Origin of the sequence: Rhodococcus wratislaviensis (assembly GCF_041228765.1) — a bacterium.
In the GTDB taxonomy this organism is placed as follows: Bacteria; Actinomycetota; Actinomycetes; order Mycobacteriales; family Mycobacteriaceae; genus Rhodococcus_F; species Rhodococcus_F wratislaviensis.
In genome coordinates this window covers 4,993,734-5,011,282 of sequence record NZ_CP150488.1, presented here as the reverse complement: position 1 = coordinate 5,011,282, position 17,549 = coordinate 4,993,734, and the positions used below count along the sequence as shown (strand labels likewise).

Genomic DNA, 17,549 nt, shown 5'->3' with positions numbered 1-17,549 from the left:
ACTGCACACCCCGTGTGTCAACCAGGGTGGGGGCAGTCCCGAACGCCTGGTCGGAGCAGGACATCGAACTGTTCGCCGAACGGCTGCGCGAACCGGCCCGCTCCGACGCGGCGTCCGCTCTCTACCGCTGCTTCATCGTGCGCGAGGCCGCGCGGATCATGACCGGCACGTACAGGCACTGCCGGCTCAGCACCCCCACCCGGTCGCTCATCGGCGCCGACGACCCCATCGTGCGCCCGGAGTTCCTCGGCGGATTCGAGGAGCACACCGACGACTTCGGTGTCGAGTTCATCGACGGCGCCGCACACTTCCTCGTCGACGAGACGCCGGATGTAGTACTCGGACGCGCCCTCGAATTCTTCGCGCCGCCGGGTCCGTGTCACGACGCGGCGACAGGCACCTGACGCACCGGATCGATGCTTCCCGGACGTTCGACCTCGCCGAGGGCGAATCCCACGCCGCGCACGGTGTGGACGACGTACGGCGATCCGACGGCCACCAGCTTCCGCCGCAGCGAGCAGACATAGGCATTGAGGACGTTCGTCTTCGATTCGACCGTCACACCCCACACCATGAGCATGAGGTCGCGGCGGGTGACGACTCGGCCGACATTCTGGGCGAGCACGGTGAAGAGAACGTATTCAGTCCTGGTCAGGGTGGTGCACAGCCCGTCGCGGTCGGGTTCGTGAGGCACCTCGCACAGGCAGACGTCCGGTGCGCCGGCGGGTGCCTGTGCGGGCCTCTCGGGTTTCACCCGACGGAGGATCGCGCGGAGCCGGGCGACGAGCTCGTCCGCCCCGACCGGCATCTCCATCACGTCGTCGGCGCCCGCCTCGAGGAGGTCGCTGCGACGGTTGCCGGAACGGAAGGTGCCGATCACCACGACGGCGAGCGCGAATCGCATCGCTTTCAACGCCCGCACCGTGGCGCCGGCGTCGAGGTGTGGCGATCGCGCGTCGACGATCACCACGTCGGGGGGTTCGATCCGCGACCGCACCGGTTCCGCATACGTCCTCGTGACGAAGAATCCCGCATCCCGGAGGCGATCGACGAGGGATCTCTCCACGTCGGCGTCGATCAGCAGGACACGCGGGCGAGCGATGGCCGGGCTCGACACAGAGTTCATGCGGGTTCCTCCTGTTTTCGAGCCTCGCGTTGGTGTGCCAGCTAGATCAACCGGGGGCTGAGATCAAGTTCCCACGCCGCAGTTGATGACGATATCGAGTGAAACTCCCCTATCGTTACCGAGGAGACCACAGCATCACCCGATCGGGAGGTCGTTGTATGTCCCAACTCCAGCACCTCGCACTGCACGGTGACGCAGTCGCATACCGGATGAGCGGTGAGGGAGAGGCACTGCTGCTCGTCCACGGGATGGCGGGAAGTTCCGCGACGTGGCGTGCGATTCTCCCGCAGTTGGCGCAGCGATACCGGGTCCTGGCACCGGATCTGCCCGGCCACGGTGATTCCGCAAAGCCTCGGGGCGACTACTCGCTGGGCGCGTTCGCCGCGTGGCTGCGCGACCTACTGCACGAACTGGGAATCGAACGTGTAACCGTGATCGGTCAGTCCCTCGGCGGCGGGGTGGCGATGCAGTTCAGCTATCAGCATCCCGAATTGTGCGACCGACTGGTGCTCATCGGCAGTGGCGGACTCGGACCGGACGTGAACTGGACCCTGCGGCTGCTGGCGGCGCCCGGATCCGAGTTCCTCCTGCCATTGGTGGCGCCCGCCGCGGTTCGTGACGCCGGCAACAAAGTCCGCGGCTGGCTGGCGGCGGTCGGGATCCGGTCGGTACGGGGCGACGAGATGTGGAACGCCTACGCGTCACTGTCGGATTCGGACACCCGGCAGGCGTTTCTGCGGACCCTCCGCGCGGTCGTCGACCATCGGGGGCAGGCGGTGAGCGCGCTGAGCCGGCTGTACCTGAACGAGGGGCTCCCGACGCAACTGATCTGGGGCGATTCCGACGGCATCATCCCGGTTGCGCACGGATATGCGGCGCACGAGGCGATTCCCGGGAGCCGACTCGCCGTCCTCGACGGTGTCGGGCACTATCCCCACCTCGAGGATCCCGCCGCGGTGGTCGACATCATCGACGACTTCGTCTCCACGACGCCGGCGCGAACCTGAGCGATCGGTTCTCGTCGGCGCTCGCGCGGCGTCCGGTGACGAGGATGTAGACGCTGATCAGGAGCACCCAGGCCGGGAACGCCAACGTCGACCACAGGCTGAAGTCGACGATCACCAGCAGAGCCAGGGCCAGCAGATACGTGGTCACGACGAGCCATCGCGGCATCAGGCCGGTCCGCAGCCAGATCGTCCCCAGCGAGATCATGAACACCGCGGCCATGCGCAGCGCGTACACGTGGTTGATCTGCAGCATGATCTCGCGGCCGAAGTAGACGATCTCGTCCGCCGAGCTGCCCGAGTGGCGGGCGATGGCGAGTACGCCGCCCGCCACCCCCATCGAGACGAAACCCATAGCGAGAAACAGCAATCCGCTGCCGAGGAACACTGTCGCGAAGAATCGGTCCTCGAGTTCGCCGAGACGGTCGCGGATGACGCCGATGAACCAGAGGAAAGCAATCCCCGCGAACGGAGCAAGCAGCAGGGCCGTCTTGATTCGCGTCTCTCCGCTCCCCACCCAGGGGGTTTCGTCGAACGGGTCCGCCGGCAGCGCGGTCCGCAGGAGAACGAGGCTCGTTGCGAACAGGACGGCGAAGACGATCCCTGCGACGGCCGCCGAGCGTGGCGTTCTCAGCCGGCGGAACTCCCTCGTGCGCTGCGTTTCGGCCATGTGTCGATCCTCGCTCGAGTAGCGATCGGGAGTTACCGATTCGCGTCAACCGGCGAACACCCGCCGGTCGGTTTCCCGCTGGGCGGAACGCCGCATGGCGTGCCGCATCCTCGAGAACTGTGATGTCAATTACACATTCACGAGACTTCGACCACCGAATGTGACCACCCACCCCTACCGCCCGGCTCGGGCCCGCCGCAGCGCCGCGGCACCGCCACGAGTTCCCGTGCAGGTATTCGAAAGGACCCGATGATGGTCACCCATGCGCCACACGGCGGATCGGCTCATTCGCGGCAGCAGGACGCGACTACCGAGCGATGGACACCCCGCCTGATCTTCTCGCTCGCCTCGATCGTGTTGCTGCTGGAGATGCTCGCGGTCAGCTACATGATGATCTCGATCGCGTTGCCGCAGATCGTCACCCACTACCAGACGACGCAGGGTGCGTGGTTGCTGACGTCGTTCCTGCTGGTGGGAGCGATCACCTGCCCGCTGATCGGCAAGCTCGCGGACACGCACGGCAAACGCAAGCTTCTGCTGACGGCCGTGGGCCTGTCGGCGCTCGGGTCGCTGATCTCGGCGATCGCACCGACGTACGCGGTGCTGATCGCCGGCCGCGCACTCACCGGACTGCTCGTGCCCTGCCTGTTCCTGAGCTACTCGCTCATCCGCGACGTCTTTCCCGCCCGGACGGTGGCGCTGGCGGTCAGTATCGCCACGAGCGGCATGGGACTCATCGCGATCCCCGCACCCTTCTTCACCGGCTGGCTGATCGACAATTTCGGCTTCCGGAGCATCTTCTGGTTCTTCCTCGCCGGTCTGGTGATCCTCAGTGTCCTGATCCGGGCGACCACCGGTGAATCGACCGTGCGTCTGCGTTCCCGCATCGACCTGATCGGCGCGGCGCTCCTCGGCGCCGGACTCGCGGGAATCCTCGTCGGGGTGAGCTTCGGGCCCTCGTGGGGCTGGACGTCGGGGTCGACGATCGGATTCATCGCCGGCGGTGTGGCCCTGCTGGTGGCGTGGATCGTGTCCGCCCGGCTGCTCGCGGACCCGCTGATCGACATCCGGTTCTTCGGTAAGCGGCCGGTGTTCCTGACGGCGCTCGGCGCAGGATTCTGCTACGGCACGTCCTCGGTGTTCACGATCATGCTCCCGATGATGTGCATGACCCCGGCGATACTGGGTCTCGGCTACGGATTCGGTATCAGCGCAGAGGGATTCGCGATCTTCCAGGCACCGTTGGGTGGCGCCGTGGTGATCGGCGGGCTGATCGTCGGAACACTGGTGCCCCGGAACGTCCGCCCGCGGGTCCTGATGGTCGTGGGCATGCTCGTGATGGCCGCCGCCTGCCTGCTCACGGCGATGATCCACGACGACAAGGCGCTCCTGATCGGCTTCGCCGCACTCCTCGGCGTGGGAATGGGCATGGGGTACGCCTCCATCCCCAACCTGCTCATCGCCGCGGTGCCGCCGCAATTGCAGGCGACGACGGCGAGCATGGTGGCGGTGTTCCAGAGCATCCTGCCCGCCATCCTCCCGGTGATCGCCTTCTCCGTGTTGAACTCGCACATCGCGACCGTCATGCAGGGTGCGGTCTTCTACACGGACACCGGCATCACGATCGCGTTCGTGATCGGCGCGGTCTCGGCACTGCTGGGCGCTGTCGTGGCCTTCGCGTTGCCCCGCCGGATGTCGCAGCTCAGCGCACCCGGTTCGGCGGTCGCGGCCGAACCGGACGGGGCCGTCGTCCTCGCCCACTGAGCCGCCGGTCACGCACCGTCGTCGCCGCGACTGCCCGAGGGTCGCGGCGGCGACGGTCCTCAGCGATTTCACAGCGCGCGTGTGTCACGATCGGCGGTCGTCCCGTCCCTGGGCTCGTCGTCGTGAGGAGGCGCTGATGCGGGTGATCCCGCTGACCGAGGCGCAACATGCCATCTGGTTCGCACAGCAGCTCACTCCCGAGATTCCTTACGTGATCGCCCAGTACGTGGACCTGCGTGGTCCGGTACGCCTGGACCTGCTGACCGAGGCGTCCGCACGAGCCGTCCACGAACTGGGATCGTTCACCGTCAGGGATGTGGACGGTCGGCCTCACCAGGTTTTCGGCGCCGGAACGCCGGAGCGGGTGCCGGTGGTCGATCTGCGCGACGAACACGATCCTGTCGACGCCGCCGAGCGGTGGATGCGGAAGGACTGCATCGCCCCCGTCGACATGTACGGCGAGTCACTTGTCCTGTCGACGATTCTTCAGGTGGGCGACGAGCGCGCCTACTGGTACTCGCGTGCCCATCACATCGCGATGGACGGTTATGCGGCGATGATGCTGATGCGCCGCACGGCCGAACTGTACGTGGCGGGAATCGACGGAGACCGACCCCCGCAGTTCCGGGCCGTCGATCCGGGACGGATCGCGGCGGACGACGCGGACTATCGGTCCTCGCCCCGCTTCGAACGCGACCGCGCCTACTGGCGGGAGCAGGTATGCGACCTGCCACCGACGGTCAGCCTCAGCGGACGCACCCCGAACGCCGGCGCCTCGGTGCTGGTGGCGCGCGGCCGCGCGGACCGCAACAGCGACCTCCTGCGTCCCACCGATGGCGGGAACGCGCACAGCCCGACCGTCGTGGTGGTTGCGGCGTTCGCCGCGTACCTCGCCCGCATGACCGGCACCGACGACGTGGTCCTGTCACTTCCGGTGTCCGCCAGGACGTCTGCGCGGCTGCGCGGCACCGGCGGTTCGGTGTCGAACGTCCTCCCCCTGCTTCTGCGCGGGGTCGGCACCGGCACGGTGCGGGAGGCGGTGCGGGCGGCCCGAACGGCCTTGACGGGGGCGCTGCGTCATCAGCGGTACCGCCGCGAGGACATCGGCAAGGACCTCGCCTCTGCCGGAACGGGTCTCACCCACTTCGGTCCGGTCCTCAACCTGATGCTGTTCAAGCGGGAGATCACTCTCGGCCCGGTCAGCGGGCGCGTGCAGGTGCTGACGACCGGTCCGACCGCCGATCTGGCGGTCAACATCTATCCGGGAGCACCCGGCTCGGTTCCGCGCATCGATGTCGAGGCGAATCCCGCGCTGTACGACGAAGCCGAGGTCGCCGGGCACCACCGACGGTTCACCCTGTTCCTCACGCGATTCCACGCCGCCACCGGCACGGAGCGGCTGGTCGCCGAACTCGACGTGTTCCACGACGCCGAACGGGAGGCGTTCGCCCCGGCCTCCGGACTGCCGGATTCGGAACCGGTGACGCTGGATCGGATTCTCGCGGCGAACGTCGTCTCCCGCCCCGACGGAGTCGCGGTCCGGGACAGAGGTCGGGTGGTGACCTACCGCGAACTCGACGAGGCCGCCGACCGGTGGGCGCGCGTACTGACCGGTCACGGCGTCGGACCCGAGGACCTGGTGGCGGTGTCGATTCCGCGGTCGTACGAATCGGTGCTGGCCTTGTGGGCGGTGGCCAGGACCGGCGCGGCGTATGTGCCCGTCGATCCGACCCACCCCACCGACCGGATCGCATACACCCTCGGCGATTCCGGTGCGGCGCTGGGTCTCACCGTCCGCTCGGCGCGCGATCATCTGCCCGCCGCCATCCGCTGGCTGAGCATCGACGACGGTGACGACCACCCGCCGACCGCGGAACACTGCCGTCCCGTGCATCTCGGGCACCCCGCCTACGTGATCTACACCTCCGGCTCCACCGGGGTCCCGAAAGGGGTCGTGGTCACACACGACGGTCTCGCCAACCTCGCCCAGGAGATTCGGGACAAGTACGCGGTCGCAGCGGATTCGCGCGTGCTGCATTTCGCGTCGCCCAGCTTCGACACCGCACTGGTCGAGGTGCTCGCGGCGTGCGTCGGCGGCGCCACCCTGGTGATCGCACCCACCGACGTGTACGGCGGGGCTGACCTGCACGAACTGCTGCGCGCCGAACGCATCACACATCTGCTGTCGACTCCGTCTGCGTTGGCGACCGTGGACCCCGACGGACTCGACTCCCTGGAACTGGTCCTCGTCGGAGGCGAGGTGTGCCCGCAGGACCTCGCGGATCGGTGGGCGGTCGGCCGGACTATGCGGAATGCGTACGGACCCACCGAAACCACGTGCAGCGTCACCCTCACCCACCCCCTCGACCCGGGCGGACGGGTGACGATCGGGTCGCTGATGCGCGGTGTGCGGGCGACGGTCTGCGATCCCCGGCTGGGCCCCCTCCCACCGGGAGCTGTCGGCGAGCTGTATCTCGCGACGCCGGCGCTCGCACGCGGCTACCACCGACGACCGGGACTGACCGCGACACGGTTCGTCGCGGACCCGTCCGGCAAGCCGGGCTCCCGCATGTTCCGTACCGGGGATCGGGTCCGCTGGACGAACTCCGCGACCCTCGACTTCGTCGAACGGGCCGACGATCAGGTGAAGGTCCGCGGATTCCGCATCGAGCTCGGCGAGATCGATGCCGCGCTGCGCAGGAACCCGGACATCGACTTCGCCACCACGATCGTGCACCGCACCCCGGCAGGCGACCCGGTTCTGGTCTCCTACATCGTGGTACGACCCGAGGCGCAGACCACACCGGAATCGGCGAGACGCGACCTCGCGCAGTTCCTGCCGGACTACATGGTTCCCGGGTCGATCACGGTGCTGGACGCGGTGCCCCTCACACCGACGAAGAAGCTGGACCGCGATGCGCTCCCCGCCCCCGACTTCGGGACGACGACCACCCCTCGGCGCGATCCGGGAACGAGGACCGAACGCACGGTCGCCGCCGTGTTCGGCCGACTGCTCGGTGTTCCCTCCGTCGCGGCGGGTGATTCTTTCTTCGATCTCGGCGGAGATTCGCTGTCCGCCACGAGGGTGGTCGCGACACTGAACGCGGAACTCGACACGACTGTCGGTGTGCGTGAGCTGTTCGAGACCCCGACGGTGTCCGGGCTGGCGGAGCGGATCGACGACCGGGACTTTCCCGGATCCGGCACGGTGCGCTCGGCGGGTATCGCCGCCACCGTCGTGCCCGGCCGGGTGCCGCTGTCACCGTCCCAGCAGTTCATCGACCGCGCAGCCACCACCCCGCCGCTCTACAGCATTCCGTTCACGGTGCGGGTGACGGGGGCGGTGGACGTCGACGCGCTGCGCTCGGCTGTCGCGGACGTCCTGGGTCGCCATGAAGCATTGCGCACCGTCTTCCCGGACTCGGCGTCGGGGCCGTATCAGCGTCTGTTGTCCGTCGACGAGGCACTGCCCGATCTCGCGCCGACCCCCGTCGGACCCGAGCAGGTCGGTCACCATGTGGACCGGGTGCTGACGACGCCCTTCGACGTCCGGTCGGAGCCGCCGCTGCGTGCCCGGCTCTTCGCGCTGGGTGCACGCGACCACCTTCTCGCGTGCGTCCTCCACCACATCGCCGCGGACGGCTGGTCGCTGGCGCTGGTGGCCCGCGATCTGGTCTCCGCCTATGTCAGCCGGTCCTCGGGTGCGTGCCCGGACTGGGAGTCGCCCCGGGTGACGTACCCGCAGTACAGCGTGTGGCACCGTCAGGTCCTGGGCGCGGAGGACGAGCCGGGAAGCGTCGCGATGCGGCAGCTCGCGTACTGGATCGAGGAACTGTCGGGGCTGCCCGGCGAGGTGGGGCTGCCCCTCGACCGCCGCCGGCCGGATCACTGGACGTACGGCGCCGGGCGCGCGACGTTCCGGATCGACGAGAACACCCACCACACGCTGGCGTCGCTCGCGCACCGCCATCACGCCACCGTGTTCACCGCACTGAGGTCGGCGGTGGCGATCCTGCTCGCGCGACTGAGCGGGGACATCGACATCGCCGTCGGAACTCCGGTCGCCGGTCGGAACGACCCGGAACTCGACGACGTCGTGGGAATGTTCGTCAACACCGTCGTCCTGCGGACCCGGGTCGACCCCGGATGCACCCTCGAGGACGTGATCCGCGGTTCCCACGACGTCGAGTTGCGTGCCTTCGCACACGCGGATGTGCAGTTCGAGCGAGTCGTCGAGGTGATCGACCCGCCCCGGTCCTCGTCCCTGCACCCGTTCTTCCAGGTCGCGCTGTCGTTGAACAACTTCACTCCGGCGACGCTGGACGTCGACGGACTGCGCTTCGACATCACCCCCCGGCCCCTCGACGTAGCGAAATGCGACCTCCACTTTCATTTCACCGAACGCCACGACTCCGCCGGGCGGCCGGCCGGAATCGACGGCGAACTCGTGTATGCCACCGACCTCTTCGACGGGTCCACCGCCACCTCCTTCGTCGACGCCCTACTGGCGGTCATCGGAGACGATCACGGTGCGTGAGCAACACTGAACCGTATGGACCGGAATCTGCTCGACCCGAGGTCGTGGAACGTGCGCGCCCGGTCCGCGGCGGCTGCCGCGCTGGTGGTCACGATCTGCCTCGTCCTCGCGGGCGCAGCACTGCTCCTGGTGCTGTACCGGACACTCGAACATTCGGCGCGCGACGCCGCGGACGCCCGCGCACGGCAGATCGTCGAGCAACTCCGGGCCGCGGCACCCGGGGATCTCGACAGCTCGCTGTTCGCGACCGACGGCCAGGTCGGCACCATCCAGGTCTTCGACTCGGTCGGTACCGTCGTGGCCGCCTCTCCCGGCGCCGACAGCCTCCTCGTTGCGTTCGAGCCGGTGCCGCCCGGCGAGTCGCGTTATCTGGGCAACATCGATCTGGGCGGCGAGCCCGACTACTGGATCGTCGAGCGGGGTGCGCAGTCACCGCCGGGTCCCGCGACCGTCGTCGTCGGGGCGGACCGCGAACCCATCGAGGGCATCCTCGGCACGGTGGCCCTTCTGATGGCGATCGGTGGTCCCGTCGTCGTCGCGATGGTGGCGGTGGCGAGCTATCGACTCGTCGGCGCGGCTCTACTGCCCGTCGAACGAATCCGGGCGCGGGTGGCCGCCATCTCCACGGACCGACTCGACGAACGCGTCCCGGTGCCGGACACCCAGGACGAAATCGCGCGGCTCGCCGAAACGATGAACAGCATGCTCGGCCGTCTCGAGTCCGGTCACCGCGCGCAGCAACGATTCGTCTCCGACGCGTCGCACGAACTGCGCAGCCCGCTCGCCACCATCACGGCCGCCCTGGAGTTGGCGCACACCCGGCCCGAACTGGTCGACACGTCGCTGGTCGACGAGTCGTTGCTGCCAGAGGCGCACCGCATGAACCACCTCCTCGCGGACCTACTGCTCCTCGCCCGGGCCGACGAGAACGGGCTCACCCACACGTCGGTGGACGTGGACGTCGACGACCTGATGTACGCGGAGAGTGCCCGAGTGCGCGACATCTCGCCGGAGTTGGTGGTGCAGAACACGATCGCGCCGGTCCGAGTGGTCGGCGACCCGCAGCAACTGGCGCGGATGGTGCGCAACCTCGTCGACAACGCGCGGCGTCACGCGCGCCGCGAAATCTGCCTGACCTGCCGGTCGTCGAACGACGGAGCGGTCCTCGAGGTCGCGGACGACGGGCCGGGGATCGCCCCACCCGACCGGCGGCGGATCTTCGAACGGTTCGTCCGCCTCGACACTCCCCGTACCCGCGACTCGGGTGGGGCGGGGCTGGGCCTGGCTATCGTAACCGAGATCGTGGCGACACATGGGGGCACGATCGACGTCACCGAAAGCAGCACGGGCGGAGCGCGATTCGTGATCACCCTCCCCGCGGACTGTGCCGGTCAGTCGTCTCCGGACTTCAGCCGGTAGCCGACCCCGCGGACGGTGTCGATGCTGTTCCTGCCGAACGGGGCATCCACCTTGCGACGCAGATAGCCGATGTACACCTCGACGATGTTGTCGTCGCCCTCGTAGTGGGTGTCCCACACCGACTGCAGGATCTCCTGCTTGGTGACGACCGACCCGGCGTTCCGCATCAGGAACTCCAGGACGCTGTATTCGCGGGGCGTCAGAGCGAGCGCGGTGCCGTCCCGGGCAACCCGATGCCGGGCGGGGTCCAGTTCCAGGCCGTCCGCCGTCAGGACAGGGGGACGCCGCGGTGCGCCGCGGCGGATCAGCGCCCGCAGCCGGGCCACCAGCACCACGAACGAGAACGGTTTGACCAGGTAGTCGTCGGCCCCGAGGTCGAACGCGTCCGCCAGGTCGTATTCGCCGTCCTTGGCCGACAACATGAGCACCGGAGTCCAGACTTCACGCCGCCGCAGGTCCCGCACGATGTCGTACCCGTGTTTCCCGGGCAGCATGATGTCGAGGACGACCACGTCGAAAGCGCCACCCAGCGCAGCCTCGAAACCCGATACACCGTCGTGCTGGACATCGACGACGAACCCTTCTGCCGTCAGCCCACGGCGCACCGTCTCGGCGAGACGCGTCTCGTCCTCGACCAGAAGAACTCGCATCAGCGTCTCCTCCCTGTGCCGCGCGACTTTCAGTACAACAGACCGTCGCAGGGTGAGCCACGCGCTCTCAGCGTTCCCACAGCGGGCCGTGACGACACTGGCCGGATGCCGCACACCTCTACCGCGCCCGCCGGGCTTCGTGTGGCCGTCCTGACGCTGATACTGGCCGTGCTCTGCGTGCAGGTCCACGACGGCGGCCCACTGACCGGTGCGGACGTGCCGGTGACGTCGTGGGTCGCCGGCCACCGCTCCGCCGCACTCGACCACGCGGCGCTCCTCGTCACCGACCTCGGCAGTCCCGTCGCCACCGTGGCCCTCGCCGTGATCTGCGGGATCGCGCTCGCGTGGCGTCGACGTTCCGGGATTCCTGCCGTCCTCGTCATCGGAACGGTCGGGGCCGCGCCCGCGCCGCGACCCTTGCTCGGCCGCCGGCACCGCCTCGTCCGGGTGTGTGGCGCGACCGTGATCGGCCGCGGGGTGGTGATCGTTGCCGCGACCCGGGTCTACCTCGGTGTCCACTGGCTCACCGACGTCGTCGCCGGCGCGATCCTCGGCGCCGTGTTCGTCACGGTCGGGGCCGCCGCGTACGAGCGTCTCCACACTCCGCTCGGCGCCCCCGCTCGATCGAAACCACTCCCGGCCGTCGGCCGAGTGGGAGGCTGAGGAGGGGGAACAGTTCTCTGGTTCGACCCGGACGACAGGAGACCACCATGCGACTGACCACACTCGGCGACCTTCCCGCACGCATCGCGACCGGGGGGTTCATCCTCCATACGGGGATTCAGAAATGGTCGGCGGACGAACAGACCGCCCAGGGCATTCACGGTATGGCGGCGGGAGCGTTCCCGTTCCTGAACGCGATTCCGCCGGAACGATTCATCAAGTTGCTCTCGGTCGCCGAGATAGGCACGGGCGCAGCGCTACTCGCTCCGTTCGTGCCGTCCGCCGTGGCCGGGGCGGCGCTCACCGGGTTCTCCGGGGGCCTCGTGGCCATGTACGCGCGGACGCCCGCTCTGCGTAACCCCGGCAGCATCTGGCCGAGCGAGAACGGCATCGCCGTCGCGAAGGACGTGTGGATGCTCGGCATCGGTCTGGGTTTCGTGCTCGACGGGTTGTCCCGTTCCCGTTCCCGCTGCCGCTGACTATCTGGCGGTGAATCCGGCGTCGACGGGAAGCGCGATGCCGGTGACGTACCGTGCCTGGTCGGACACCAGCCAGGCGATGGCGTTGCTGACGTCTTCCGCCTCGATCAGACCCACGTTCAGGAGGTTGCCCACGTCCGCGCCACTGGACGCGGGGGCGTCGGCGAACAGTGCGGCCACGGCGTCGTTCATCACCATCGGCGTGTTCGCACCCGCAGGATGCACCGAATTGACCCGGATGTCGTAGGGCGCCAGCCAGTGCGCCCACGTGCGGCGCCGGTGACGAATGCGACCTTGCCTTCGAGCGGAGCTTTCATGAGCGCGGACCTCTCAGTCGGTGATACGGCCGACGCCAGGGCGTCTCACAGATATCGACTCACGCGCGTCCGAGAACCCATCGCGGGCTACTGCTCGGGCACGACGCAGAAGTCGCTGTCGGAGAACCCCGAGGGCCGGACGCCGAGCGCCTGATTGAGACGTCCGCGGTGGTTCTCCCAGGCGATGGCCGCGGCGAGTTCGGTCAGTTGTGCCTCGGAGAACTCGGCGAGCAGCGAGCGCCGCAGTTCCTCGTCGATGTGGGCGGGTGTTCGGGTGATGGCCTCGGCGAACTCCAGCACCAGCTTCTCGGTGTCGTCGAATTCTGGGCTCTCACGGAATGTCGGGAGGGCGCGCAACTGCGCGTCACTCACACCGAGGGCGCGGCTGAACGCCGACCCGATGTCGAGGCAGTACTCGCAATTGGTCAGAGCGGCCGCCTTGATCTCGCCGAGCGCTTTGAGGCGGGGGTCGACCCTGGCGCTGGTCGCGAGCGCGAACTCGTGGAACCCGACGGCGGCGAGGAGCTGCGGTCGGCGGCGCAACCAGCGCAACAGGTCTGCCCGGTTGCGGCGGGCGGTGGGAAAGACGCGACGAAACGAGTCCATCTGACCGAGGACGCTCATGCTGTCGGTCTACACCCATCGCCGAGCCGGGACAACCCTGCGGCCATTCGCAATCGTGGTATCTCGGCGGCGGGAGTGTTCTACGTTCGGAGCAGAGGCCCACCGCACCCCGAGGAGCCGGCATGAAGGCTGTCATCTGCACCGAGACTCGCCTGGAGGTGGCTGACATCCCGGCTCCGATCCCGGCGAGGGGTCAGGTGCTGATCGATGTGTCCCGGTGCGGGATCTGCGGTTCGGACCTGCACGCCCGCGTGCACGCCGACGAGATGGCGGAATTGGCGGCCGAGACCGGCTACCGCGGCTTCATGCGTTCCCATCAGCGAGTCGTGCTCGGGCACGAGTTCAGTGGCACCGTTGCCGACTACGGGCCCGGCTGCCGGAAGCGGTGGCCGGTGGGTACCGCTGTGGTTGCGTTACCCATTGTCCGCACCGGGTCGGACATCCATCTGACGGGGCTGTCGGCCTCGGCGCCGGGCGGATACGCGGAGCAGGTGGTGGTGCAGGAGTCGATGACCCTGCCGGTGCCCAACGGGCTGTCGGCGGAGAGGGCCGCGCTGACCGAGCCGATGGCGGTGGCGTGGCACGCGGTGCGGAAGGGGGACGTAGGCAAGCGCCGGACCGCGATCGTCATCGGATGCGGCCCGATCGGTCTCGCGGTGATCAGCATGCTGAAGGCGTCCGGTGTCCGCACCGTGGTGGCCGCCGACTTCTCCACCCGCCGGCGGGAGCTCGCCCGGCATTGCGGTGCCGACGTCGTGGTCGACCCTGCCGCGGCGTCGCCCTGGACGTCGTATCCGCGACGACGGGAGACGACCTCGATCACGGAGGTACTCGCCCTCGGGCTGGACACCATGGAGAAGCTGCGTCGCATCCCGAGGCTCCCGTGGTGGCATGCCTTCGCCCTCGCCGACGCGGTGGGGGCGACACCGTCCGGGCCGGTCGTCTTCGAGTGTGTCGGCATGCCCGGAGTCATCGACGGCATACTGGCCGGGGCGCCGCTGCGGTCACGTGTCGTCGTGGTCGGGGTCTGCATGGAGACCGACGCCTTCCGGCCCGCACTGGCGATCAACAAGGAGATCGACCTGCGCTTCGCCGTCGCCTACGACCCCCGCGAGTTCCGCGACACGCTCCACATGCTCGCCGACGGAAAGGTCGATCCGTCGCCGCTGATCACCGGCACGGTCGGGCTGGCCGGTGTCGAATCGGCGTTCGCCGCGCTCGGTAGCCCCGAGCTGCACGCGAAGATCCTGATCGACCCCGAGAACACCACCGCCTCGCTGTGATTCGCCGACGACCATGACATCCCACCATCCGCGGCTCCAGTGGGCAGTGCCGGCGCTTCTCCTCGCGCTGATCTACGCCGCGTCGCTCACCGTGTACGGGTTGAGCAGTCGCACCGGCGACGACGGCGCACCGTTCGAGATCGGCCGCGACGAGGTGGTGGTCCTCGTGACGGCGAAATCGCTGCAGCCGACGACCGACCGGGTGCAGGCCGAGGTGACGATCACCGCCGGTGAGGATTTGCTCCACGCCAACGGTGACACGCTGAACCGGGACATCACTCTGCTGCTCATCCCGAGCACCAGTCACGAGGAGATCGTGTTCCGTGCGGGTGCCGCGGCCACGACGTTCGACACCGAGTTCATCGCCACCGGTAACGCGGCGTACTGGCCGTTCGACCGGTTCGAGGTGAACCCGATGGTGGTGGAGGCGTATCAGGGCCTCGGCGCCGATCGTGAACTGGTGCCCACGGCCCTGCTGCTGGACGGCCGGGTCGACGGGTGGAAGGCGCGCGCCGAAGAGGTGGCGGTCGACACGGACCTCTCCCGGAACGGCACCGGCGCCGCGCTGATGTTCGCGCGCACGGGCGGGAACCTGATCTACGCCGGAATCCTGCTGCTGATGATGACGATCCTGGCGGGGCTCGCCGCGTTCGTCGCGCTGCAGACGTTCCGGCGCAAGCGTGCCGTCAACACCGACATGCTGGGCTGGATGGCCGCGATGCTCTTCGCTGTGGTGCCGTTGCGCGGAATTCTGCCGGGAAGCCCGCCGATCGGGTCGTGGGTCGACATCGCGCTCACGGTGTGGGTGGTTTCCACACTCGTCGCGTCGCTGGCATTGTTCGTGTTCTGCTGGTGGCGGGACAGCGCAGCGCCCACCCGGCCCTGATTGCTATCAGTCGATGCTCTGCAGTTTCTTGCGGCGGCGGTAGTCTGCGGCTTTGATCCGGTTGCCGCACTCCGCCATTCCGCACCAGCGGCGCGAGAAGCCGCGGGAGAGATCGATGAACAGCCGGGTGCAGTCCGGGTTCGAGCACTCCTTCACCTTCGCCATCTCCGGGGAGCCGATCAGATCGATGGTGTCCCGGGCGAGGAGGCTCAGGGCGTTGCCGGGTGAGCCGGTGCTGGTGGTGTCGCCGTCGCGGGTGAGGGTGAGGGTGGGCAGCGGGCCTGCGGCGGTGGTGTTGAGGAGGCTGACCTCCGCTTCCGTCGCGAGGTGGCTGCTGCCGGTCAGCGCGGCACCGACGGCGCTGTAGATCGCCTCCCGGAGGTGCTGTGCGTCGTGGACGCTGTCGGCGGACGGCGGGTCCATCTCGTCGCAGAGGTTCGCCCCCGCCACCCACCGGCGCAGGTCGTCCGGATTCTCGAGTAGCTCGGTGCGCAGGGTGCGGCGCCACAGGATGGTGCCGGCGAAGTCCAGGCAATGCCGTCCACTCACATACACGAACTCGGTCACGTCACCATCTTGACAGGTGACGCGAACGAGTTCAAACTTCTTCCATGATTCCCGTCACCCCCTAGGGTGGTGACGACACCGCCGTCAGTTCGTCTCGGTGGCAGCGACGGGACTCATTCACACAGCGTTCTCACCAAAGGAGCCCGGATTCCATGTACGACGACGCGCGCGTCCCAGCGCCGACACGAGGGCCCGCCTCGCCGCCCCTGACCACCGCCACCATCGCCGGCCGGATGGAACGACTGCCCTGGTGTCGTGTCCAGCGAAACCTCTTCCTGGTGATTGCCACCGCCTGGTTCTTCGACTCGATCGACCTGGGCGCCATGACATTCCTACTGTCGCCGATCAGCCACCACTTCGCGCTCACCGCAGCACAGACAGGAGTGCTCGGCAGCGCAAGCTTCGCCGGAATGTTCTTCGGCGCCATCGGAGCCGGGGCCATCGCCGACCGATTCGGCCGTCAACGGGTCTTCAAATACAGCATCGTCGCCTGGGGCCTGGCAAGCATCGGACTCGCCCTGTCGTGGAACTTCGAGGCCCTGCTCACCTTCCGATTCCTGCTCGGCGTCGGTATGGGAGCGGAGTTCCCGGTGGCCGCGGCAATCCTCGCCGAATTCATGCCCTCGTCGAAGCGCGGGCGCTACGCCGCCCTGCTCGAAGGCGCCTGGCCGATCGGATTCATCACGGCCGGCGCCGTCTCCTACCTCCTGGTCGCGTCCACCTTCGGTTGGCGCGGATTCTTTCTCATGCAGGCGGCCCTGGCCGTGGTCGCACTGATCATTCGCCGCAACCTGCCGGAGTCACCCCGGTGGCAGGTCTCCCGGGGGCACACGGCCGCAGCGGAACGCACCCTGTCGTCCATCGAAAGCGCCGTCCGCGAGGCGACCGGCCGGCCGCTGCCCGAACCCGAGCCCGTGCGCGGCACGCACGGTGAGGACACCGAACGGGGCGGCTTCCGCGCACTCTTCCTTCCCGCGCACAAAGCGCGCACCCTGACGGTATGGGCGGTGTGGTTTTGCCTGATGACCGGCTACTACGGGCTGACGACCTGGATCGGCAAGCTCCTGACCGACAACGGCCTCGACGTCGCCAAGAGCATCGGGTTCGTCCTCGTCATGGCCCTGTGGGGAATCCCCGGATTCCTCTCGGCCGCATACCTGATCGAGCGGCTCGGACGGCGCTACTGCCTGGCCGGCTACACCATCGGCTCCGGTATCGCCGCCTTCTTCTACGGCCAGAGTTCGGGCACGTTCGAGCTGATCCTCGCCGGATCGTTCCTGCAGTTCTTCTTCTTCGGCATGTTCTCCTCGATCTTCGCCTACACCCCGGAACTGTTCCCCACCCGCAGTCGCGGCGCGGGGGTCGGCTCCGCCACCGCACTGGGCCGGCTGGGTTCGGTCTTCGGCCCCATCGCGGTCCCCTTCCTGCTCGGCTTCGGCGGCACCGGACTGGTCTTCTCCACCAGCGCGGTCCTGTTCGCGATCGGTGCGCTGATCGTGCTCACCCGCCTTCCCGAGACGAAAGACGCTGTCCTCGAACAGATCCACTGACCCGCACCGC

General features: G+C 68.3%; 16 protein-coding genes. 10 read left to right on the top strand and 6 right to left on the bottom strand.

Annotated features, from left to right (window positions below; all coding sequences use genetic code 11):
* The first annotated feature begins 14 nt into the window (after nucleotides 1-14).
* Complete coding sequence (locus tag WKC72_RS23100) at nucleotides 15-404, top strand: alpha/beta fold hydrolase (RefSeq protein WP_370179432.1); 390 nt, start codon at nucleotides 15-17, stop codon at nucleotides 402-404.
* Here WKC72_RS23100 and WKC72_RS23095 read toward each other — a convergent pair.
* Entirely contained in the window at nucleotides 380-1,126 is a 747-nt protein-coding gene (locus WKC72_RS23095) for a response regulator transcription factor (protein ID WP_370179430.1), read from the bottom strand. The genes WKC72_RS23100 and WKC72_RS23095 overlap by 25 nt on opposite strands.
* 158 nt (nucleotides 1,127-1,284) lie before the next feature.
* Here WKC72_RS23095 and WKC72_RS23090 point away from each other — a divergent pair, with 158 nt between their 5' ends.
* Complete coding sequence (locus WKC72_RS23090) at nucleotides 1,285-2,133, top strand: alpha/beta fold hydrolase (RefSeq protein ID WP_370179428.1); 849 nt, start codon at nucleotides 1,285-1,287, stop codon at nucleotides 2,131-2,133.
* Here WKC72_RS23090 and WKC72_RS23085 read toward each other — a convergent pair.
* A complete protein-coding gene (locus WKC72_RS23085; protein ID WP_370179425.1) occupies nucleotides 2,093-2,800 on the bottom strand; it encodes a hypothetical protein in 708 nt (235 codons plus the stop codon). The two genes, WKC72_RS23090 and WKC72_RS23085, sit on opposite strands and share 41 nt — an antisense overlap.
* Before the next feature lie 252 nt (nucleotides 2,801-3,052).
* On the opposite strand from WKC72_RS23085, the gene WKC72_RS23080 reads away from it, so the two are divergent.
* The 3 genes from WKC72_RS23080 (at nucleotide 3,053) to WKC72_RS23070 (ending at nucleotide 10,520) form a co-directional block, all read left to right on the top strand.
* Nucleotides 3,053-4,564: an MFS transporter gene (locus WKC72_RS23080; RefSeq protein WP_370184463.1), complete on the top strand. Its 1,512-nt coding sequence runs from the start codon at nucleotides 3,053-3,055 to the stop codon at nucleotides 4,562-4,564.
* Nucleotides 4,565-4,700: 136 nt separating this feature from the next.
* Nucleotides 4,701-9,101 carry an amino acid adenylation domain-containing protein gene (locus WKC72_RS23075; RefSeq protein ID WP_370179423.1) on the top strand — a complete coding sequence of 1,467 codons (4,401 nt, stop codon included), beginning with the start codon at nucleotides 4,701-4,703 and terminating at the stop codon, nucleotides 9,099-9,101.
* Between the two features lie 15 nt (nucleotides 9,102-9,116).
* Nucleotides 9,117-10,520: a sensor histidine kinase gene (locus tag WKC72_RS23070; RefSeq protein ID WP_370179421.1), complete on the top strand. Its 1,404-nt coding sequence runs from the start codon at nucleotides 9,117-9,119 to the stop codon at nucleotides 10,518-10,520.
* Here the strand turns inward: WKC72_RS23070 and WKC72_RS23065 are convergent.
* Nucleotides 10,493-11,170 carry a response regulator transcription factor gene (locus WKC72_RS23065; RefSeq protein ID WP_370179419.1) on the bottom strand — a complete coding sequence of 226 codons (678 nt, stop codon included), beginning with the start codon at nucleotides 11,168-11,170 and terminating at the stop codon, nucleotides 10,493-10,495. The genes WKC72_RS23070 and WKC72_RS23065 overlap by 28 nt on opposite strands.
* Before the next feature lie 105 nt (nucleotides 11,171-11,275).
* Between WKC72_RS23065 and WKC72_RS23060 the strand changes: the two genes are divergently transcribed.
* On the top strand, nucleotides 11,276-11,833 hold the full coding sequence (locus tag WKC72_RS23060) for a phosphatase PAP2 family protein (RefSeq protein WP_370179417.1): 558 nt from the start codon (nucleotides 11,276-11,278) through the stop codon (nucleotides 11,831-11,833).
* Nucleotides 11,834-11,880: 47 nt separating this feature from the next.
* Entirely contained in the window at nucleotides 11,881-12,312 is a 432-nt protein-coding gene (locus tag WKC72_RS23055) for a hypothetical protein (protein ID WP_370179415.1), read from the top strand.
* Here the strand turns inward: WKC72_RS23055 and WKC72_RS23050 are convergent, their stop codons facing one another.
* Entirely contained in the window at nucleotides 12,313-12,600 is a 288-nt protein-coding gene (locus WKC72_RS23050) for an SDR family oxidoreductase (protein ID WP_255309417.1), read from the bottom strand. It lies immediately after the preceding gene.
* A 116-nt stretch (nucleotides 12,601-12,716) separates the two neighbouring features.
* Nucleotides 12,717-13,253 (bottom strand): carboxymuconolactone decarboxylase family protein, encoded by a 537-nt coding sequence (locus tag WKC72_RS23045; RefSeq protein ID WP_037232248.1) that lies wholly within the window; start codon nucleotides 13,251-13,253, stop codon nucleotides 12,717-12,719.
* Between the two features lie 122 nt (nucleotides 13,254-13,375).
* On the opposite strand from WKC72_RS23045, the gene WKC72_RS23040 reads away from it, so the two are divergent.
* Nucleotides 13,376-14,536 carry a zinc-binding dehydrogenase gene (locus tag WKC72_RS23040; protein ID WP_370179412.1) on the top strand — a complete coding sequence of 387 codons (1,161 nt, stop codon included), beginning with the start codon at nucleotides 13,376-13,378 and terminating at the stop codon, nucleotides 14,534-14,536.
* 13 nt (nucleotides 14,537-14,549) lie between these two features.
* Complete coding sequence (locus WKC72_RS23035) at nucleotides 14,550-15,422, top strand: DUF4436 family protein (RefSeq protein ID WP_112298167.1); 873 nt, start codon at nucleotides 14,550-14,552, stop codon at nucleotides 15,420-15,422.
* 6 nt (nucleotides 15,423-15,428) lie between these two features.
* Here WKC72_RS23035 and WKC72_RS23030 read toward each other — a convergent pair whose 3' ends face one another.
* Nucleotides 15,429-15,989, bottom strand: coding sequence for an ABATE domain-containing protein (locus tag WKC72_RS23030; RefSeq protein ID WP_370179410.1), 561 nt, complete (start codon nucleotides 15,987-15,989; stop codon nucleotides 15,429-15,431).
* 152 nt (nucleotides 15,990-16,141) lie between these two features.
* Here WKC72_RS23030 and WKC72_RS23025 point away from each other — a divergent pair, with 152 nt between their 5' ends.
* A complete protein-coding gene (locus WKC72_RS23025) occupies nucleotides 16,142-17,539 on the top strand; it encodes an MFS transporter (protein WP_112298168.1) in 1,398 nt (465 codons plus the stop codon).
* Nucleotides 17,540-17,549: the final 10 nt, after the last annotated feature.

Bases quoted from the DNA above. Each gene is read 5' to 3' on its own strand.
- WKC72_RS23095 (WP_370179430.1), bottom strand. From the start codon at position 1,126: ATGAACTCTGTGTCGAGCCCGGCCATCGCTCGCCCGCGTGTCCTGCTG.
- WKC72_RS23090 (WP_370179428.1), top strand. From the start codon at position 1,285: ATGTCCCAACTCCAGCACCTCGCACTGCACGGTGACGCAGTCGCATAC.
- WKC72_RS23085 (WP_370179425.1), bottom strand. From the start codon at position 2,800: ATGGCCGAAACGCAGCGCACGAGGGAGTTCCGCCGGCTGAGAACGCCA.
- WKC72_RS23080 (WP_370184463.1), top strand. From the start codon at position 3,053: ATGGTCACCCATGCGCCACACGGCGGATCGGCTCATTCGCGGCAGCAG.
- WKC72_RS23075 (WP_370179423.1), top strand. From the start codon at position 4,701: ATGCGGGTGATCCCGCTGACCGAGGCGCAACATGCCATCTGGTTCGCA.
- WKC72_RS23070 (WP_370179421.1), top strand. From the start codon at position 9,117: ATGGACCGGAATCTGCTCGACCCGAGGTCGTGGAACGTGCGCGCCCGG.
- WKC72_RS23065 (WP_370179419.1), bottom strand. From the start codon at position 11,170: ATGCGAGTTCTTCTGGTCGAGGACGAGACGCGTCTCGCCGAGACGGTG.
- WKC72_RS23060 (WP_370179417.1), top strand. From the start codon at position 11,276: ATGCCGCACACCTCTACCGCGCCCGCCGGGCTTCGTGTGGCCGTCCTG.
- WKC72_RS23055 (WP_370179415.1), top strand. From the start codon at position 11,881: ATGCGACTGACCACACTCGGCGACCTTCCCGCACGCATCGCGACCGGG.
- WKC72_RS23045 (WP_037232248.1), bottom strand. From the start codon at position 13,253: ATGAGCGTCCTCGGTCAGATGGACTCGTTTCGTCGCGTCTTTCCCACC.
- WKC72_RS23040 (WP_370179412.1), top strand. From the start codon at position 13,376: ATGAAGGCTGTCATCTGCACCGAGACTCGCCTGGAGGTGGCTGACATC.
- WKC72_RS23035 (WP_112298167.1), top strand. From the start codon at position 14,550: ATGACATCCCACCATCCGCGGCTCCAGTGGGCAGTGCCGGCGCTTCTC.
- WKC72_RS23025 (WP_112298168.1), top strand. From the start codon at position 16,142: ATGTACGACGACGCGCGCGTCCCAGCGCCGACACGAGGGCCCGCCTCG.